At 69.6% G+C, this 17,321-nt stretch carries 19 protein-coding genes and 3 tRNA genes; 4 read left to right on the top strand and 18 right to left on the bottom strand.

Annotated elements, in window-relative coordinates:
• Window positions 1–327 precede the first annotated feature (327 nt).
• The 8 genes from rplL to AC0699_RS03020 all read right to left on the bottom strand — a co-directional run bounded on the left by rplL (window position 328) and on the right by AC0699_RS03020 (window position 5,606).
• The gene (gene rplL / locus AC0699_RS03055; RefSeq protein WP_478654934.1) at window positions 328–711 is read right to left on the bottom strand and encodes a 50S ribosomal protein L7/L12; all 384 of its coding nucleotides are present in this window, start codon (window positions 709–711) and stop codon (window positions 328–330) included.
• Window positions 712–827: 116 nt separating this feature from the next.
• Complete coding sequence (rplJ, locus tag AC0699_RS03050; RefSeq protein WP_383046051.1) at window positions 828–1,358, bottom strand: 50S ribosomal protein L10; 531 nt, start codon at window positions 1,356–1,358, stop codon at window positions 828–830.
• A gap of 278 nt (window positions 1,359–1,636) precedes the next feature.
• Window positions 1,637–2,581 (bottom strand): SCO4651 family lipoprotein, encoded by a 945-nt coding sequence (locus tag AC0699_RS03045; RefSeq protein ID WP_478654931.1) that lies wholly within the window; start codon window positions 2,579–2,581, stop codon window positions 1,637–1,639.
• Window positions 2,582–2,732: 151 nt separating this feature from the next.
• A complete protein-coding gene (gene rplA / locus AC0699_RS03040; RefSeq protein ID WP_469769369.1) occupies window positions 2,733–3,455 on the bottom strand; it encodes a 50S ribosomal protein L1 in 723 nt (240 codons plus the stop codon).
• 80 nt (window positions 3,456–3,535) lie between these two features.
• Entirely contained in the window at window positions 3,536–3,970 is a 435-nt protein-coding gene (gene rplK, locus AC0699_RS03035) for a 50S ribosomal protein L11 (RefSeq protein ID WP_003956479.1), read from the bottom strand.
• A 171-nt stretch (window positions 3,971–4,141) separates the two neighbouring features.
• The gene (gene nusG / locus AC0699_RS03030; RefSeq protein ID WP_478654927.1) at window positions 4,142–5,068 is read right to left on the bottom strand and encodes a transcription termination/antitermination protein NusG; all 927 of its coding nucleotides are present in this window, start codon (window positions 5,066–5,068) and stop codon (window positions 4,142–4,144) included.
• A gap of 74 nt (window positions 5,069–5,142) precedes the next feature.
• Window positions 5,143–5,430 carry a preprotein translocase subunit SecE gene (gene secE, locus AC0699_RS03025; protein ID WP_453662591.1) on the bottom strand — a complete coding sequence of 96 codons (288 nt, stop codon included), beginning with the start codon at window positions 5,428–5,430 and terminating at the stop codon, window positions 5,143–5,145.
• A gap of 103 nt (window positions 5,431–5,533) precedes the next feature.
• Window positions 5,534–5,606: transfer RNA gene (locus AC0699_RS03020), tRNA-Trp, on the bottom strand.
• Between the two features lie 258 nt (window positions 5,607–5,864).
• Between AC0699_RS03020 and AC0699_RS03015 the strand changes: the two genes are divergently transcribed.
• Window positions 5,865–7,091 (top strand): pyridoxal phosphate-dependent aminotransferase, encoded by a 1,227-nt coding sequence (locus tag AC0699_RS03015; protein ID WP_478654924.1) that lies wholly within the window; start codon window positions 5,865–5,867, stop codon window positions 7,089–7,091.
• A gap of 167 nt (window positions 7,092–7,258) precedes the next feature.
• Complete coding sequence (locus AC0699_RS03010) at window positions 7,259–8,320, top strand: adenosine deaminase (protein WP_478654923.1); 1,062 nt, start codon at window positions 7,259–7,261, stop codon at window positions 8,318–8,320.
• On the opposite strand, the gene AC0699_RS03005 is transcribed toward AC0699_RS03010, so the two are convergent.
• Window positions 8,265–8,984 (bottom strand): hypothetical protein, encoded by a 720-nt coding sequence (locus AC0699_RS03005; RefSeq protein ID WP_478654920.1) that lies wholly within the window; start codon window positions 8,982–8,984, stop codon window positions 8,265–8,267. The two genes, AC0699_RS03010 and AC0699_RS03005, sit on opposite strands and share 56 nt — an antisense overlap.
• Before the next feature lie 43 nt (window positions 8,985–9,027).
• Window positions 9,028–9,639, bottom strand: a complete 612-nt coding sequence (locus AC0699_RS03000) for a TetR/AcrR family transcriptional regulator (protein WP_478654918.1) — start codon at window positions 9,637–9,639, stop codon at window positions 9,028–9,030.
• A 184-nt stretch (window positions 9,640–9,823) separates the two neighbouring features.
• Between AC0699_RS03000 and AC0699_RS02995 the strand changes: the two genes are divergently transcribed.
• Window positions 9,824–10,459 carry an NAD(P)-dependent oxidoreductase gene (locus AC0699_RS02995; protein ID WP_478654915.1) on the top strand — a complete coding sequence of 212 codons (636 nt, stop codon included), beginning with the start codon at window positions 9,824–9,826 and terminating at the stop codon, window positions 10,457–10,459.
• 62 nt (window positions 10,460–10,521) lie between these two features.
• Here AC0699_RS02995 and AC0699_RS02990 read toward each other — a convergent pair whose 3' ends face one another.
• From AC0699_RS02990 to AC0699_RS02955, 8 genes are all read right to left on the bottom strand, one after another.
• Window positions 10,522–11,577, bottom strand: coding sequence for a UDP-N-acetylmuramate dehydrogenase (locus AC0699_RS02990; RefSeq protein WP_478654912.1), 1,056 nt, complete (start codon window positions 11,575–11,577; stop codon window positions 10,522–10,524).
• Between the two features lie 126 nt (window positions 11,578–11,703).
• Window positions 11,704–13,257 (bottom strand): MFS transporter, encoded by a 1,554-nt coding sequence (locus AC0699_RS02985; RefSeq protein WP_478654910.1) that lies wholly within the window; start codon window positions 13,255–13,257, stop codon window positions 11,704–11,706.
• A gap of 82 nt (window positions 13,258–13,339) precedes the next feature.
• Window positions 13,340–13,906 carry a TetR/AcrR family transcriptional regulator gene (locus tag AC0699_RS02980; RefSeq protein WP_478654908.1) on the bottom strand — a complete coding sequence of 189 codons (567 nt, stop codon included), beginning with the start codon at window positions 13,904–13,906 and terminating at the stop codon, window positions 13,340–13,342.
• A 188-nt stretch (window positions 13,907–14,094) separates the two neighbouring features.
• Window positions 14,095–14,523: a MaoC family dehydratase gene (locus AC0699_RS02975; protein ID WP_478654905.1), complete on the bottom strand. Its 429-nt coding sequence runs from the start codon at window positions 14,521–14,523 to the stop codon at window positions 14,095–14,097.
• A gap of 5 nt (window positions 14,524–14,528) precedes the next feature.
• Window positions 14,529–14,981, bottom strand: a complete 453-nt coding sequence (locus tag AC0699_RS02970; RefSeq protein ID WP_453662608.1) for an FAS1-like dehydratase domain-containing protein — start codon at window positions 14,979–14,981, stop codon at window positions 14,529–14,531.
• A gap of 134 nt (window positions 14,982–15,115) precedes the next feature.
• On the bottom strand, window positions 15,116–15,280 hold the full coding sequence (gene rpmG / locus AC0699_RS02965) for a 50S ribosomal protein L33 (RefSeq protein ID WP_003948671.1): 165 nt from the start codon (window positions 15,278–15,280) through the stop codon (window positions 15,116–15,118).
• A gap of 86 nt (window positions 15,281–15,366) precedes the next feature.
• Window positions 15,367–15,439 (bottom strand) — tRNA-Met (locus tag AC0699_RS02960).
• Window positions 15,440–15,486: 47 nt separating this feature from the next.
• Window positions 15,487–15,559 (bottom strand) — tRNA-Thr (locus AC0699_RS02955).
• 323 nt (window positions 15,560–15,882) lie between these two features.
• Between AC0699_RS02955 and AC0699_RS02950 the strand changes: the two genes are divergently transcribed.
• Window positions 15,883–17,130 (top strand): amidohydrolase family protein, encoded by a 1,248-nt coding sequence (locus AC0699_RS02950; RefSeq protein WP_478654902.1) that lies wholly within the window; start codon window positions 15,883–15,885, stop codon window positions 17,128–17,130.
• Window positions 17,131–17,321: the final 191 nt, after the last annotated feature.

The raw sequence follows: 17,321 nt of genomic DNA, 5'->3' as shown, positions 1-17,321 counted from the left end.
GAGACCCTCGTTGTTCTCAACTCCGCGGTATGCCGTGCGCTGGAGGCGCACACCGATACTGCCCGTTCGGTCGTCGATCCATGCCTCGAGTTTGGACCGTTGTGACGACGCGTCCTGAGAATTGCGCGCTGCGTGCGGTTCGTCAAGGCCCCCCACTCGGTGGAGATCGTCACCTGGCGCACGGCGAAGATCACCTTACTCTCCGCAGCGGTCAGTGCAAGACAGCCACCGGGGTGCCCCGGGAACGCCGAAGGACGACCACCCGCATGGGTGATCGTCCTTCAGTGCGTGCGCGTTACAGCGCGGGAGTCAGGAGACTCCGTGAGGTCACTTGACCTCGACGGAGGCGCCGGCGCCCTTGAGGGCCTCGGCGGCCTTCTCCGCAGCGTCCTTGGCGACCTTCTCGAGGACCGGCTTCGGGGTGCCGTCGACGAGGTCCTTGGCCTCCTTCAGACCCAGGGAGGTCAGCTCACGCACGACCTTGATGACCTGGATCTTCTTCTCGCCGGCGCCGGTGAGGATGACGTCGAACTCGTCCTTCTCCTCGACGGCCTCGGCCGGGGCACCCGGAACAGCAGCGCCGGCAACGGCGACCGGGGCGGCAGCGGTGACGTCGAACTTCTCCTCGAAGGCCTTCACGAACTCGGAGAGCTCGATGAGGGTCATCTCCTCGAACTGCGCGAGCAGGTCTTCCTGGCTGAGCTTCGCCATGATGGGCGATCCTTCCACTAATTCGGCTGGTGCCGGATGTACATGTCGGCGGGCGTACGTTTGGCCCGCTGCGACCGGCGCGCGCTTATGCGGCGACGGTCAATGCGCGAGCCGAATTACTCGGCACCGCCCTGCTCGGCCTGCTTGGCACGAAGCGCCTCCGCGGTGCGGACGAACTTCGAGGGAAGCGCCTGGAAGAGCGCGGCAGTCTGGGACTGCTTGCCCTTCATGGCGCCCGCCAGCTTGGCGAGCAGAACCTCGCGGGACTCGAGGTCCGCAAGCTTCTTGATCTCATCGGCGGACAGCGCCTTGCCATCAAGGACACCGCCCTTGATGATCAGGTTGGGGTTGTCCTTGGCGAAGTCACGAAGACCCTTCGCCGACTCCACCGGGTCACCGGTGATGAAGGCAACCGCCGTCGGACCAGTGAACTGGTCGTCGAGCGAAGTGATCCCGGCCTCGTTGGCCGCAATCTTGGTCAGCGTGTTCTTCACCACGGCGTACTGGGCGTTCTCACCGAGCGAACGACGCAGCGTCTTGAGCTGCGCCACGGTGAGACCCCGGTACTCGGTCAGCACAGCGGCGTTCGAGCTGCGGAACTGGTCCGCGAGCTCGGCTACCGCGGCAGCCTTGTCGGGCCTTGCCATAGAGCGTCGGCCTCCTTCCGGGTGATGAGGACCGCTCAGAAGGGGCTGAACAAAACGAAACGCCCCGGCGCAGGCGCACGGGGCGTAGCTCGACCGGCTGTGCTCTTTGAAGAGCGGCATCCGGGAGCTCATCCACAGTCACCTGCGCGGGTCGTCCGCAGCTAGCGGATCCTTCGGCCACCGCACCCTTGCGGGCACAGCAACGACCAGCGGTCTTTGGCTTCTGTGGAAGGTTACGGGAACGGGCCCGCGTCAAGCAAATCGGTCCGTCGGGGCGATCAGGCGCCGGAGCCGGTGCCGCCGTCCGTCCCGGCGTTCTCCAGGTCCTTCAGCATCTTGAAGAGGTCCAGGGTGTCCTTGGCCGGCGGCGCCTGGACGGCGGCCTTGGCGCCGTAGTCCGAGTAGTTGGCGGTCATGTGCACGGTGCCCTGGGGCATCTTCATGCCGACGACCATCTTCACCGGGTAGTTGTCCTCGTTGACCCAGACCTCGGTGTCGTACCCCTTGATGCCCGCCTTCTTGACGTTGGCGACGAGGTCCTTGCGCTCCTTCTCGGAGAGCACATCGAGGGACTTGTTGGCCTTGACCATCTCCTCGAAGGTCAGCGTGCCCTTGTAGTGCTGCGTCAGGACACCGTCGACCTTCTCGGCACCCACGTGCTTCACGCTCGGCGAGCCGAGCAGCAGGGCGAGCTGCTGGGCCGGGTCCTGGTTCATGTTCTCCAGGCTGCCGGTCATCTGCTGCTGCAGGGCCTTGTCGCCGCTGGCCTCCGCGGCTGCCTTGAGGTCCATCTTCATCCAGCGCTTGCCGTCCATCTGGGCGGCGTTCTTCGCACCCATGTCCATGTACATGACGTTGTCCAGCCACACCATGCGCATCTGCTCGGGGGCGTCGGGGTCGCCGGCCTTGAGCATGGAGCCCTTCATGGTGAAGTCCATCACCGTGGGGTTCCACCCCTGGACACCGGTCATCTCCATGGTGCCGCCGCCGTCCATCCCCGCGGGCATGGACATGGTCATACGGACCTTCGCGGACTTCGCCGCCGCCGTCTTCTTGTACGCGGCCTGGAGGACCTCGGTCACCGAGCCCTGGGACTGAGGCGCGGTCTTCCCCGGCGCCGCGGCCTTCTTCCCCCCGTCACCGTCCTGGCACCCCGCGACCCCCGTGATGACGGCGACCGCCGTCAGAGAGACGCCCGCGCGCTTCCATGCGGACATGCTCATGAATCCCCACCCCTTGGTCTTTCGTCTGCGACGTCAACTGAACGGTAACCCAGGTCTCTGACACTGTCGTACGAAAAAACCGGCCCCCGCGCCTCAGGAGAGGTGCGGGGGCCGGTTCACAGGACGCGAGCCGTCAGACAGCTCAACCCGGTCAGACAGCGGCCGGGTCCTCCTCGACGAGGAGGTTGCGGGTGCGGTTGGAGTCCAGCGGGATGCCGGGGCCCATGGTGGTGGTCAGGGTCGCCTTCTTGATGTAGCGGCCCTTCGCGGCGGACGGCTTGAGACGGAGGATCTCCTCCAGCGCCGCGGCGTAGTTCTCGACCAGCTTCGTCTCGTCGAAGGAGACCTTGCCGATGATGAAGTGCAGGTTCGAGTGCTTGTCGACGCGGAACTCGATCTTGCCGCCCTTGATGTCGTTGACAGCCTTGGCGACGTCCATGGTCACGGTGCCGGTCTTGGGGTTCGGCATCAGACCACGGGGACCGAGCACGCGGCCGAGGCGGCCGACCTTGCCCATGAGGTCCGGGGTGGCGACGACGGCGTCGAAGTCCAGACGGCCCTTCGAAACCTCGTCGATCAGTTCGTCGGAGCCGACGATGTCGGCGCCCGCGGCTTCCGCGGCCGCAGCACGGTCACCGGTCGCGAAGACCAGGACCCGGGCGGTCTTGCCGGTGCCGTGCGGAAGGTTCACGGTGCCACGGACCATCTGGTCGGCCTTGCGCGGGTCAACGCCCAGGCGGAAGGCGACCTCGACGGTGCCGTCGAACTTGGTGGTGGCGGTGTCCTTGGCGAGACGGACGGCCTCAAGCGGGGCGTAGGTGCGCTCCCGGTCGATCTTGGCGTCCGCGCCGCGGAGAGCCTTGCTGCGCTTCACTTCTTCTCCTGTTGGTTCAGGTGTGGAGTCGTGGTCCGGGCCGGCGCTGGCCCTGCCACTGAGAGGTCAGACGGGGACTGTCAGCCCTCGACCGTGATGCCCATGGAACGGGCGGTGCCGGCGATGATCTTCTCGGCGGCGTCCAGGTCGTTGGCGTTCAGGTCGGGCATCTTGGTGGTGGCGATGTCACGGACCTGGTCGCGCGTCAGCTTGGCGACCTTGGTCTTGTGCGGCTCGCCGGAGCCCTTGTCCACACCCGCGGCCTTGAGGATCAGCTTGGCGGCCGGCGGAGTCTTGGTGACGAAGGTGAAGGAACGGTCCTCGTAGACCGTGATCTCCACCGGCACGACCATGCCACGCTGCGACTCGGTCGCGGCGTTGTAGGCCTTGCAGAACTCCATGATGTTGACGCCGTGCTGGCCCAGCGCGGGGCCGACCGGCGGAGCCGGGTTGGCGGCGCCGGCCTGGATCTGGAGCTTGATAAGCCCCGTGACCTTCTTCTTCTTGGGAGGCATTGCTCTCTCCGGGTCCTAGTGAGAGTTTGCTGAAACTGCGTGGCTTCCACCCGATCATCCGGATGGAGGCATACCGCACAACGATAACGGGTATGGCTGCGCGGCCAAAAACCGAGCAGGTCAGAACGGCCATGAGGGCCGTTCTGACCTGATCGGAAACCTGTCTGCCGGTTAGTTCTTCTGGATCTGGTCGAAGCTCAGCTCGACCGGGGTCTCGCGGCCGAAGATCTCGACGAGGCCCTTGACCTTCTTCGAGTCGGCGTTGATCTCGTTGATCGTGGCCTGCAGGGTGGCGAACGGACCGTCGGTGACGGTGACCGAGTCGCCGACCTCGAAGTCCAGCACCTGGACCTCGACCTTGCGGGCCGGAGCCGGCTTGCCCTCGGCCTCGGCGGCCTCGCGGGCGGCCTTCTCCTCCGCCTCCGGGGCGAGCATCTTGACGATCTCGTCCAGGGTCAGCGGGTACGGGTCGTAGGCGTTGCCGACGAAGCCGGTGACACCCGGGGTGTTGCGGACGACGCCCCAGGACTCGTTCGTCAGATCCATCCGGACGAGCACATAGCCGGGCAGCTTGTTCTGCCGGACGTTCTTGCGCTCACCGTTCTTGATCTGGACGATCTCTTCCTCGGGCACCTCGGCCTGGTAGATGAAGTCCTCGACGTTCAGCGAGACGGCGCGCTGCTCCAGGTTGGCCTTCACGCGCTTCTCGTAGCCCGCGTAGGTGTGGATCACGTACCACTCGCCGGGCAGACCGCGCAGCTCGTCGCGGAGCGCGGCGATCGGGTCGGCAGGGGCCTCGGGCTCCGCGGCCGGAGCCTCCTCGGCCTCTTCGCTCTCCTCGGTGAACTCAGCGGCCGCCTCGGACTCGTCCTCGGCGGTCACGTCCTCGTCCTGGACGGCGTCCTCGTCCTCGACGACGCTCTCGTCCTCGACGTGGATCGCGGCTTCCTCGGCCGGCACGCCCGCCTCGGCGTCCTCAGCTTCCGCCTGGTCTGGGTCCACAGCGTCCGCCGCCTCAACGATGTCGAGCTGGTCCTCGGTGGACTCCGCTGCATCTACGCGCGGCTCAACGGCGTCGTTCAGGTTCGGGTCAGACACGGTGGCTGCTTCTTCCTGGATACAGATGGGGTGGAACATGCGAAAGGGGCGCCGATGAGGCGCCCTCCGCGGGATCAGCCGAAGACGTACTTGACTGCTTCCTGGAAGCCATAGTCAATCACGGTCACGAGGCCGATCATGATGACAACGAAGACAATCACCACGGTGGTGTACGTCGTCAGCTGGCTGCGAGTGGGCCAGACGACCTTGCGCAGCTCGGCGACGATCTGGCGGTAGAACAGCGCGAGACGACCCAGGGGGCCCTTCTTTCCGCGCTTGCCACCCTTCCGGGTCTTCTTCCGGTTCTCCGGCGCTTCGTCCTCGGCATCAGGCATGTCGATGGAGCCCACGGCGTCCGTCACGTCTCTCACCTGATTCCGGGTCGTGGCCGTGCCGCGCCCGGTCGAGCCGCACGGCTGTGCATTGATGTACGTACATGCGCACACATCCTGGCGGTGTGTGTAGCAGGGCCGGAGGGACTTGAACCCCCAACCGCTGGTTTTGGAGACCAGTGCTCTACCAATTGAGCTACGACCCTTTGTGGTTCCCCCCAAACCTACCGCATCAGTAGAGGTGGTCGGTGAGGGCCAACGACGAGTGAGTGTACGTGGTCAGAGGCCGTGCGTCGAACAGATAGCTCCGAGGCGGTTCCTGTCCGCGTTCTTTCGCGTTCGTTCGCGCTCTTTCGCGTTCGTGCCGGGCGTCGCGTACGCGCCGGGTCAACGTCCCGTGAGCACCCCGTCCGCTCTTCGAAACCTGTGTGCCCGGGCCGTGCGGGGTCTGGGACGATGGCCGCATGAGCGCTGCTATTCCACCCACCGAGCGCCGGGTCTCCGCCCGAATCGGCGCGATCTCCGAGTCCGCGACCCTCGCCGTCGACGCCAAGGCCAAGGCCCTCAAGGCCGCCGGGCGTCCGGTGATCGGTTTCGGCGCCGGCGAGCCCGACTTCCCGACTCCGGACTACATCGTCGAGGCCGCGATCGAGGCCTGCAAGAACCCCAAGTACCACCGCTACACGCCGGCCGGCGGCCTCCCCGAGCTGAAGAAGGCCATCGCCGAGAAGACGCTGCGCGACTCCGGCTACGAGGTCGACCCGGCCGAGGTCCTGGTGACCAACGGCGGCAAGCAGGCGATCTACGAGGCCTTCGCGGCGATCCTGGACCCGGGTGACGAGGTCATCGTCCCGGCCCCGTACTGGACGACGTACCCCGAGTCGATCCGCCTCGCCGGCGGCGTCCCGGTGGAGGTCGTCGCCGACGAGACCACCGGCTACCGGGTGTCGGTGGAGCAGCTGGAGGCGGCGCGCACCGAGAAGACCAAGGTGGTCCTCTTCGTCTCCCCGTCCAACCCCACCGGCGCGGTCTACAGCGAGGCGGACGCCGAGGCGATCGGCCGCTGGGCACTCGAGCACGGCCTGTGGGTGCTGACGGACGAGATCTACGAGCACCTCGTCTACGGCGACGCGAAGTTCACCTCGCTGCCGGCCCTCGTGCCCGAGCTGCGCGACAAGTGCATCGTGGTGAACGGTGTGGCGAAGACGTACGCGATGACCGGCTGGCGGGTGGGCTGGATCGTCGGCCCGAAGGACGTCGTGAAGGCCGCGACCAACCTGCAGTCGCACGCCACGTCGAACGTGTCGAACGTGGCGCAGGTCGCGGCGCTGGCCGCCGTCTCCGGGAACCTGGACGCGGTCGCGAAGATGCGTGAGGCCTTCGACCGCCGCCGGCAGACGATCGTGCGCATGCTGAGCGAGATCGACGGTGTGGTCTGCCCGACACCCGAGGGCGCGTTCTACGCGTACCCCTCGGTGAAGGGCGTGCTCGGCAAGGAGATCCGCGGCAAGCGCCCGCAGACCTCGGTCGAGCTGGCGGCGCTGATCCTGGACGAGGCCGAGGTCGCGGTCGTGCCGGGCGAGGCGTTCGGTACGCCGGGCTATCTGCGGCTGTCGTACGCGCTGGGCGACGAGGACCTGGTCGAGGGTGTCTCGCGGATCCAGAAGCTGCTCTCGGAGGCCCGGGACTGAGGTTCCGGTTTCCGCTGGTTCCGCTGGCCGCTGGTTCCGCCAGTGCCGCCAGTTCCGCTCACTGACGGGCTTCCGGCTTCGGCCGGGAGCCCGTTTCTTCGTTCGGGCAAGGACCCGATCGGGGAAAGGGGGTGCCGTGCGGGCGGGGCGTGCGGCAAGATCCTGCAATGCCCCACCTTTCAGGGGGACACCCCCCGAACCCCCCAGACGCCCGAGATCTCACGCTGCTGCCCAAGGCCCATCTGCACCTGCACTTCACCGGGTCGATGCGGCCCGCCACCCTCCTCGAACTCGCCGACAAGTACGGCGTGCACCTCCCCGACGCGCTGACCGGCGGCGAACCGCCGAAGCTCCGGGCGACGGACGAGCGCGGCTGGTTCCGCTTCCAGCGGCTCTACGACATCGCGCGCTCCTGCCTGCGGGCGCCCGAGGACATCCAGCGGCTGGTCCGGGAGGCGGCCCAGGAAGACGTCAAGGACGGTTCCGGCTGGCTGGAGATCCAGGTCGACCCGACGTCGTACGCGCCGATGCTGGGTGGGCTGATCCCCGCGCTCGAGGTCATCCTCGACGCCGTGGACGGCGCGGCGCGCGAGACCGGCCTCGGGATGCGGGTCGTGGTCGCCGCCAACCGGATGAAGCACCCCCTGGACGCCCGCACCCTGGCCCGGCTCGCGGTGCGCCACGCGGACCGGGGCGTGGTCGGCTTCGGGCTCTCGAACGACGAGCGGCGCGGCATGGCACGCGACTTCGACCGGGCGTTCGCCATCGCCCGGGAGGGCGGGCTGCTGGCGGCCCCGCACGGCGGCGAGCTGACCGGCCCCTCGTCCGTGAGGGACTGCCTGGACGATCTGCACGCCTCGCGGATCGGCCACGGCGTACGGGCGGCCGAGGATCCCCGGCTGCTGCGCAAGCTGGCCGAGCGCGGAGTGACGTGCGAGGTGTGCCCGGCGTCGAACGTGGCGCTGGGGGTGTACGAGAAACCCGAGGACGTCCCGCTGCGGACGCTGTGGGACGCCGGCGTACCCCTGGCGCTGGGCGCGGACGACCCGCTGCTGTTCGGCTCCCGGCTGGCGGCCCAGTACGAGATCGCGCGGCGCCATCACGGCTTCACGGACGCCGAGCTGGCGGAGCTGGCCCGCCAGTCCGTGCGCGGCTCCGCGGCGCCGGAGGACATCAGGCGGAAGCTGCTGTCCGGGATCGACGACTGGCTGGCCGGCCCGGCGGCCTGAAGTGGCGGTAGGGCGGATACGCCTGGAAGCCGATGTCCAGTTCCGGCCGGTCCCAGCGGTGGTCGGGCTCGAACAGCGGACTGAGGGAGGACCCCAGCACGTCGAGGCCCTTCGCCGCATGCTTCGGAAGGGGAGCGTTGCCCGCCGCCTCCTCGAAGCAGGTGGCGGCCTCGGCGAAGACGTCGCGGCTGCCGAAGAGGAACAGGGTGCGTGCGTGGACGGCCGGGCGCAGCCACTGGGAGCTGCGCCAGTTGTGGTCCTCCCATTCCTTCCGCCAGGCGGCGGCGTGGACCGCGGTGCGACGCTCGTCCGTCCGGACCGTCAGCGGTGTGCCGTGGCGTAGTCCGGCGCGGAGCCCGGGCCAGCGGGAGGGCCGCAGGCCGAGTGAGTGGTGGACGAGGACGATGTCGACCGGAACACCCGGGGAGAACGTCCTCGGCAGGCTCTCGCGCAGCGGCACGTGCACCACCGTGTGGCGTGAGAACGCGGCGAAGGCGAACAGTCCCGCGAGCCGGGACAGCCCGTCGTGGTCGCCGAGCAGATACCCCCATCTGTCGTGCAGGGGGTCGTTCAGCGTCGTGTGCCGGAGGGGATGGCGGGGCTGCACGATCCGGTACGTGTGCGGGCCGGTGCGCGGCCTGAACTCGTGGAGCCTCAGCCGCATACGAGGTCGGACAGGTTGGCGGACATGGTCCCCAGGATGACGCTCAGCGCGGCTCCGCCTCAACGGAAATTCCGCGCAGCAGTGTCCGGGCGAGGGCCGCGGCGAACTCGTCGACGGACTGCGGGGGCTGCTTGCCGGCGCTCGCGTCGTAGGCGAAGGCCCGCTGCGCGCAGGCGCCGAGCAGCAGCGAAGCCCCGGCGAAGGTGTCCGCGCCGGGGTCGATACGGCCCGCGTCCCGCTCGGCCCGCAGATAGGCGTCGAGACTCTCGATGGGCAGGTGGGGTCCGGTGCCCATCTCCCGCATGGCGTCGTCGTGGCGGGCCTTCAGTTTGGTCTCGGCGTAGAGGGACGCTCCGATCGGGAAGCTCTGGGCGTAGAAGAGGGTGGCCTGGCGGGCGATCTCGGTGAGGTTCTCCTCGACGGTTCGCTCCCCCGGGTCGGTGACGAGCCGGCGCAGCAGCGGGGCGAGCTGCGGCAGCCGTTCCCGGAGCACGCTCACGAACAGTTCTTCCTTGCTCGCGAAGTATTTGTAGAGCGCGGCCTCGGAGCAGCCCGCGGACGCGGCGATGGCCTTGGTGGTGGCGCGGGCCAGGCCGACGCTGAGCATCAGTTCGTGGGCGGCGTCGAGGATGCGCTCGCGGGTGGGCTTCTCCATTGGTGCTCCTTGCGGGGCGTGACGAGCGGGGGGCTTGGACAAGCGGGCTCAAGGCGCCGGGCTTGACCTGCGGGGCTTGACCAGACGTGCGGGGCTTGACGAGCGGGGCTTGACGAGCGGGTGAGTGTTTACTCACCCTAGTAGTGGTGAGTAAACACTCACCCACCATCTCGGGAGGCTCGTCATGCAGCTCACGGTTTTCGGCGCCAGCGGGGGCATCGGCCAGGAGATCGTCCGGCAGGCCCTGGCAGCAGGCCACCAGGTCACAGCGGTGGTCCGCGACCCGGCCCGGCTTCCGGTCACGGGCGAGGGGCTGGAGATCCGCACGCCCCGCTTCGACGACCCGGAGGCGCTGCGGCAGGCGGTCGCGGGCCGGGACGTGGTCTTCTCGGGCCTCGGCCCGCGCAGTACCAAGCAGGTGGGTGTCGCCTCCCGCCTCACGCGCCTGGTCCTCCAGGCCATGGAGGCGGAGGGGACGCGGCGCTTCCTGGCGGTGAGCGCGGCGCCGCTCGGGCCCGCACCGGAGGACGAGACGTTCTTCCTGCGGTACATCGGGACGCCGCTCGTGTCGCGTGTGCTGCGCAAGCACTACGACGACCTGCGGATCATGGAGGCCGATATGCGCGCCAGCGCGACGGACTGGACGTCGGTGCGCCCGCCGCGCCTGACCGACACACCGCTGACCGGGCACTACCGCACGGCGATCGGCACGAACCTGCGCGGCGGCGGCAAGATCTCGCGGGCGGACGTGGCCCACGCGATGCTCGCGATGGCGGACGACCCCGCCACGGTGAAGCAGGCGGTGGCGGTGGCCTACTGAGCGACACCGAGCGGCACCGAGCGACTCGGGTCCCGTCGAGCGCGTCGGCGGCTCCTGAGCGCTCAGAGGCTGACGCCGACCGTCACCGGCTCATTGACGAGGGTGACTCCGAAGGCGTCGCGGACCCCGGCGACGACCTCGCGGGCGAGCGCGAGGAGGTCCTCGGTGGTGGCCTCGCCCCGGTTGGTGAGGGCGAGGGTGTGCTTGGTGGAGATACGGGCCGGGCCGTCGCCGTACCCCTTGGTGAAGCCGGCCTTGTCGATGAGCCAGGCGGCGGAGGTCTTGGTGTGACCGTCGCCCGCGGGGTACGCGGGCGGGGTGGCCCCGTCGCCGAGCCGGGCGCTTACCCGGCCGAGGAAGGCCTCGTACTCGGCGGCGCTCAGGATCGGGTTCGTGAAGAACGACCCGGCCGACCAGGTGTCGTGGTCCTCGGGGTCCAGAACCATGCCCTTGCCCGCGCGCAGCTTCAGGACCGCCTCGCGCGCGGCCGCCGCCGGGACCCGGTCCCCGGCCCCGACGCCGAGGCTGCGGGCGGTCTCCGGGTACTTGATCGGCGCGGACAGGCCCCCCGCGTCCTCCAGCTCGAACCGCACGCGCAGCACGACATAGCGCTCGGGGTGCGCCTTGAAGCGGCTGTGGCGGTACGAGAAGCCGCACTCCGTGTTCGGGATGGTGACCGTCTCACCGCTGCGGCGGTCGAACGCCACGACCTCGGTGATCGTCGAGGAGACCTCCTGGCCGTACGCCCCGACGTTCTGGATCGGCGTGGCCCCGGCCGAGCCGGGGATCCCCGAGAGGCATTCGAGCCCGGCCAGTCCCGCCTCGACGGTCCGGGCGACGGCCTGGTCCCAGACCTCGCCCGCGGCCAGTTCGAGCGTCGTACCGTCCAGCTCGAAACCGGTGGTGGCGATGCACAGGGCCGTGCCGTCGAACCCCTTGTCCCCGATCACCAGGTTGCTGCCGCCCCCGATGACCAGCAGCGGCGTCCCCGCGGCATCGGCCTCGCGGACGACGGCGATCACCTCCTCGTCCGTGGTGGCGGTGACGAGGCGCGTGGCCGGTCCGCCCAGGCGGAACGTGGTCAGCGGGGCGAGGGGGGCGTCAAGGAGTTCCTGCACGGGGACAAGGGTACGGTCCGGCTCACCCCGGCCCTGGCGGGGCCGGGGTGTCCCCGGAGGAGGTGTGCCCGGACTCACGGACGAGGTGCGCCCGGACTCACCGACGGTGTGCCCGCGCTCACGCCGTCACGTGTTCGCCGGGGCCGTTCCGGCCGGGGCGGGCACCTTGTCGCGCGTCGGCTCGTGTGCCTTGCCGTGTGCCTTGTCGTGGGCCGACTCGTGTGCCTCGTCGTGCGCCGGCTCGTGAGCCTTGTCGCGGGCCCCGGCGGCCGCCCCCCGCCGCCCGGGAATGAGCAGGGCCACGAGCGCACCGAGGCCCACCGCCCCCGCACCGATCCACAGCGCCGGAACCGTGCCGTCCACGAAGGCGTCCGGTGACTCGTAGCCGCCCTGGGCCGCGAAGACGGAGGCGAGGACCGCCACACCGAGCGCCCCGCCGACCTCCCTCAGCGCGTGGTTCGCGCCGGAGGCGATGCCCTGTTCCGCCGGGCGGACGCTCGACATGACGAGACTGGCGGCGGGCGCGAAGTACAGCGACATACCGATGCCGCTCACGATCAGCGACGGCAGCTGGGCCGCGTACGAGACGTCCGGCGCGATCACCAGCGCGAAGAGTCCGAGCCCCAGCGCCTGGAGGGCCAGCCCGGTGACGACGACGGGCCGTCCGCCGATGCGGTCGGAGAGGTAGCCCGCGATGGGCGCGACGAGCATCGGCATGCCGGTCCAGGGCAGCATCCGCAGGCCCGCCTCGGTCGGCGAGTACCCGACGACCGTCTGCAGGAACTGGCTGAGCAGGAATATCGAGCCGAACATCCCCAGGAACATCAGCATGCTCGCGATGTTGATCCCGAAGAAGCCGCGGTCCCGGAAGAGCCGCATCGGCAGCATCGGCCGCTTTCCCTTGATGCCGTGCCGGACGAACGCCGCGACCAGCACCCCGCCCGCGATCAGTCCGGTCAGCACCCGAGCGCTGGTCCAGCCGTACGACGGCGCGCTGACGAGGGCGTACACGATCCCGAAGAGACCCACGCTGACCAGGACCGTTCCGGTGACGTCGAGGCGCGCGCCGGGCCCGTACGACTCCGTCAGGCGCAGCCGGGCGAGCGGCAGCAGGGCCAGCCCGACCGGGACGTTCAGCCAGAAGATCCACTGCCAGGACAGATGCTCGGTGAGGCTGCCTCCGATGAGCGGGCCGCTGGCCACGGCCAGGCCGGTGACCGCGCTGAAGATGCCGAGTGCGGCACCGCGACGGGCGACGGGCACGGCCGCCGTCAGCAGGGTGAGGGTCAGCGGCATCATGACCGCGGCCCCGGCGCCCTGCACCGCCCGCGCGGCGATCAGTTCCTCGATGCCGGGCGAGAGCGCTGCCGCCGCGGACGCGGCGGTGAAGACCACCAGCCCGCCGATGAAGAGCCGGCGGCGCCCGAACCGGTCCCCGAGCGCCGCTCCGAACATGAGCAGCACGGCGAACGTCAGCGTGTAGGCGTTCACCGTCCACTCCAGGTCCTCCAGCGCACCGCCGAGATCGGCGCGGATGGAGGGCAGAGCGGTGGTGACGACGAGGTTGTCGAGGGCCGCCATGAAACCGGCGACGCTGGTGATGACGAGAGCCCAGGCGGCGGAGCCACGGCGGGCGTCTCGCTGGCCTGCGTCTTGCTGGCCTGCGTCTTGCTGATGCATTGCTCTCCCCCTACATGATTAGTTATTGATGACTAACTTTCATGGCCATGAAAAGGGGCAACCCCGCGCATCGCGCGAGTGCCTACCCCTGAGGACCAGGACGCCTGGCCGAGACGTAGAAGCCCTCCCAGACCCGGTGATCGGCCGGAAAGCCCATGGCGACCAGCGTGTTGATCAGCATCCCGTACGCGAGAAACGACGTGGTCTCGCTGACGTCCGCGCCGAGCGGCAGATGGACGGCTTCCCACAACCGCATCCAGCCGGCGCGAACCGCTTCACCGAATTCATGGTCACCGGCCTCCTCGGCGGCGGCCACGGCGACGTAGGTCTGCATCTGCATGAGCAGCCGCTCGGGGTGCTCGGCGATGATCCGGGTGTACGCGCCGGCCATGGCGTGCAGAGCCTCCTCGCCCTCCAGCCCCTCGCTCGCCTCCTGCAGGACCTGACGCGTCTGCACCAGGCAGCGCTCCGAGGCGGCCAGGAAGATGGCCTTCTTCCCCGGGAACAGCCGGAAGAGATACGGCTGCGACACACCCACCCGCTTGGCGATCGCCTCGGTGGACGTGCCGCTGTAGCCGCCGCGCGCGAACTCGGAGATCGCCGCACGGATGACGCTCTCGCGCCGCTCCTCCGCACTCATTCGAACCATGGGAGATAAGTTAGTACTCAATCACTAACTTGGCAAGGGCGAGGCCAGCCCGCTGCTTCTGGAGCAGGCCCCCGTCGTAAGGGGCGCCGCTCCAGGAGCAGCACCCCTCACCCGTCCCCTTGGTTCCCCGTCCCCTTGCATGCGAGCCCCGCCTTACATGTAAGCCACGCCTGGCGCAGGGCCGCCTGTCAGGCGAGCCGTACGACCGCCCTCGACATGCCCAGCACCTTCTGGCCGGCCGACATCGCCGTCAGGTCGACGCGCACCTTGTTGTCGTCCAGCTTCGCCGCAACCTTGCCGCTGACCTCGATGACCGCGCCCTCGTCGTCATTGGGTACGACCACGGGCCTGGTGAAGCGCACGCCGTACTCGACGACCGCTCCCGGGTCGCCCACCCAGTCCGTGACCACCCGGGCCGCCTCGGCCATGGTGAACATGCCGTGCGCGATGACGTCCGGCAGCCCGACCTCCTTGGCGAACTTCTCGTTCCAGTGGATCGGGTTGAAGTCCCCGGAGGCGCCCGCGTACTGCACCAGCGTCGCCCGGGTCACCGGAAAGCTCTGGGCGGGCAGTTCGGTGCCGACCTCGACGTCCGCGTATGCGATCTTCGCCGCCATCACGATCAGGCCTCCTCGGCGCCGCGCGCCACGAGCTTGGTCCACGCGGTCACGACGTGCTCACCGGCCTCGTCGTGCACCTCACCGCGGACGTCCAGGATGTCGTTGCCCGCGAGGGACTTGATCGCCTCGATGGTCGAGGTGACCGTGAGCCGGTCCCCCGCCCGCACCGGGCGGCTGTACGCGAACTTCTGGTCGCCGTGCACCACGCGGCTGTAGTCCAGGCCCAGTTGCGGATCCGCGATGACCTCTCCCGCGGCCTTGAAAGTGATCGCGAACACAAAAGTGGGCGGGGCGATCACATCGGAGTGGCCGAGCTGCTTGGCGGCATCGGGGTCGGTGTACGCGGGATTCGTGTCACCCACCGCCTCGGCGAACTCCCGGATCTTTTCCCGGCCGACCTCGTACGGCGCGGTGGGCGGATAGGTCCGCCCCACAAAGGACTGGTCGAGCGCCATGGACGCGCTACCTCCTGGATCTCTTGCCGGGAACCGGCCGGGTCTCCTGCCGGAACCGGATGTCTTGCCGGACCACCGGAACAAACGACACGAGGCCGCCCCCTGGTGGGGACGGCCTCGCATTCGAGCCTGATTCAGCGCGTCTCGCGGTGCGCGGTGTGCGCGTTGCAGCGCGGGCAGTGCTTCTTCATCTCAAGACGGTCCGGGTTGTTGCGCCGGTTCTTCTTGGTGATGTAGTTCCGCTCCTTGCACTCCACGCAGGCCAGCGTGATCTTCGGGCGGACGTCGGTGGCAGCCACGTGAGTGCTCCTTGGACGGATGGGACGGATGAACGCAGAAAAGAGTAGCCGATCGAAGGACCGACCCCACAATCGGCTACTGTGTGTAGCGGTGACCGGACTTGAACCGGTGACACAGCGATTATGAGCCGCTTGCTCTACCGACTGAGCTACACCGCTGCGATGCCGGATCCCCTCGCCCGAAGGCGAGGATCACCCAACATCAGAGCCCCAATACGGAATCGAACCGTAGACCTTCTCCTTACCATGGAGACGCTCTGCCGACTGAGCTATTGGGGCGAGCGATGAAGACATTACACGGTCGGCCGCCGATCGCCCAAATCCGTTTACGGGCCACGCTGGCCACCTTCAGGGGCGTACGTGCGGGGCTCGGTGCCGGGCTCCGTGCGGGGCTCCGTGCGGGGCTCCGTGGGGAGCACTGTCACGCCCGTCCCGTACGCCACTCGTGGTCACACCGGTACGACTATTGCGCTCCTTCTCGATGCGCGGTCGGGCCGCCCCTAGGCTCGACCCACGCCGGGTGATCTTGATCGTCCGCAGGCCGCCCGCCACCGCCCGTTCGTTCCCGCCGATTCCGCAGGACCCCGCCCACCAGGAGCGCTATGCCCGACAGTCAGGCACAGCCGGCCGACGGCACCACCGCAGACACCGCCGCGCTGCTCCTGTGCGGCGCCCGCCTCACCGACGGCCGCACGGTCGACGTACGGCTGAGCGGTGGACGTATCGAGGCCGTCGGCACCGCAGGCAGCCTCAGCGCGACGCCCAAGGTGCACTCCGCGCGCGTGGACCTGAACGGCTATCTGCTGCTCCCCGCCCCCGCCGAGCCGCACGCCCACGGCGACACCGCGCTCACCGCGCTCACGGCCGAGGAGCCCGTGTCGTACGCCACGGAGGACGTCCAGCGGCGCGCCACCGAAGCCGCCCTGCTGCAGCTCGGGCACGGGGCGACCGCGCTGCGCTCGCACGTACGGATCGGTGATGTGCAGGGGCTGGGTCCGCTGGAGGCGGTGCTGCAGGCGCGCCGGTCGCTGCGCGGGCTCGCCGAGCTGACCGCCGTCGCGGTGCCCCGGCTGCTCACCGGAGTGGCCGGCGCGGACGGGCTCGCGATGCTGCGGGACGCGGTGAAGATGGGCGCGGGCGTGATCGGCGGCAGCCCGGACCTCGACCCGGATCCGACGGGGTACACGGAGGCGGTGCTCGAGGTCGCCGCAGAACACGGCTGCCCTGTCGATCTGCACACGGACGGCGACGACCCGGCGCGGCTCGCGCGGCTGGCCGCCATGGCGGGCGGGCTGCGGCCCGGCGTGTCGGTCGGCCCGTGCGCGGGCCTGGCCCGGCTGCCGGCCGAGCTCGCCTCCCGGACGGCGGACCAGCTGGCGGCGGCCGGCGTGACGGTGGTCTGCCTGCCGCAGGGCGGCTGCGCGGGCACCGAGCTGCGCGGCGTCGCGCCGGTACGGCTGCTGCGTGCGGCCGGGGTGCGGGTCGCGGCGGGCAGTGGGGCGATGCGTGACGTGGCGAACCCGGTGGGGCGCGGCGACCCGCTGGAGGCGGCCTTCCTGCTGGCCTCCCAGGGCGGGCTGCGCGCCCCGGAGGCGTACGACGCGGTGAGCGCGACGGCGCGGGAGGCGATGGGGCTGCCCGAGGTGCGGGTGGAGGCGGGCTTCCCGGCCGAGTTGCTGGCGGTGCGCGGCGATCAGCTCGCGGGCGTGCTGTCGCTCGCTTACAGCAGGATCGTCGTCCACAGGGGGCGCGTGGTGGCCCGCACCAGCGCGGTGCGCGAGTACTGCGACTCGGCGGCGGCCGTCGCCCTCGAACTGCCGCGCCAGGGGCGGCCGGATCCCGGGCCGTGAGGATCCCCGGCCGTGAGGATTTCCGACCGTGGCGTCAGGAAGCGGGCGGGAGCGGGCGTGGGCGGGGCTGCACGCGTCGCGGCGCACGTGCGCAGGTAGGGACGTAGCGGCATGCGGGGCTCCGGGGCGGGGGCGGGGCGGTCGGGCCCCGGTTCCTGGGCGCCGGTGCACGGGGCGGGGCTCGGGATCGT

The organism is Streptomyces sp. NPDC043870 (assembly GCF_056435785.1).
The sequence above is the reverse complement of the archived record's forward strand: the minus strand, read 5'-3'. Positions and strand labels throughout refer to the sequence as shown.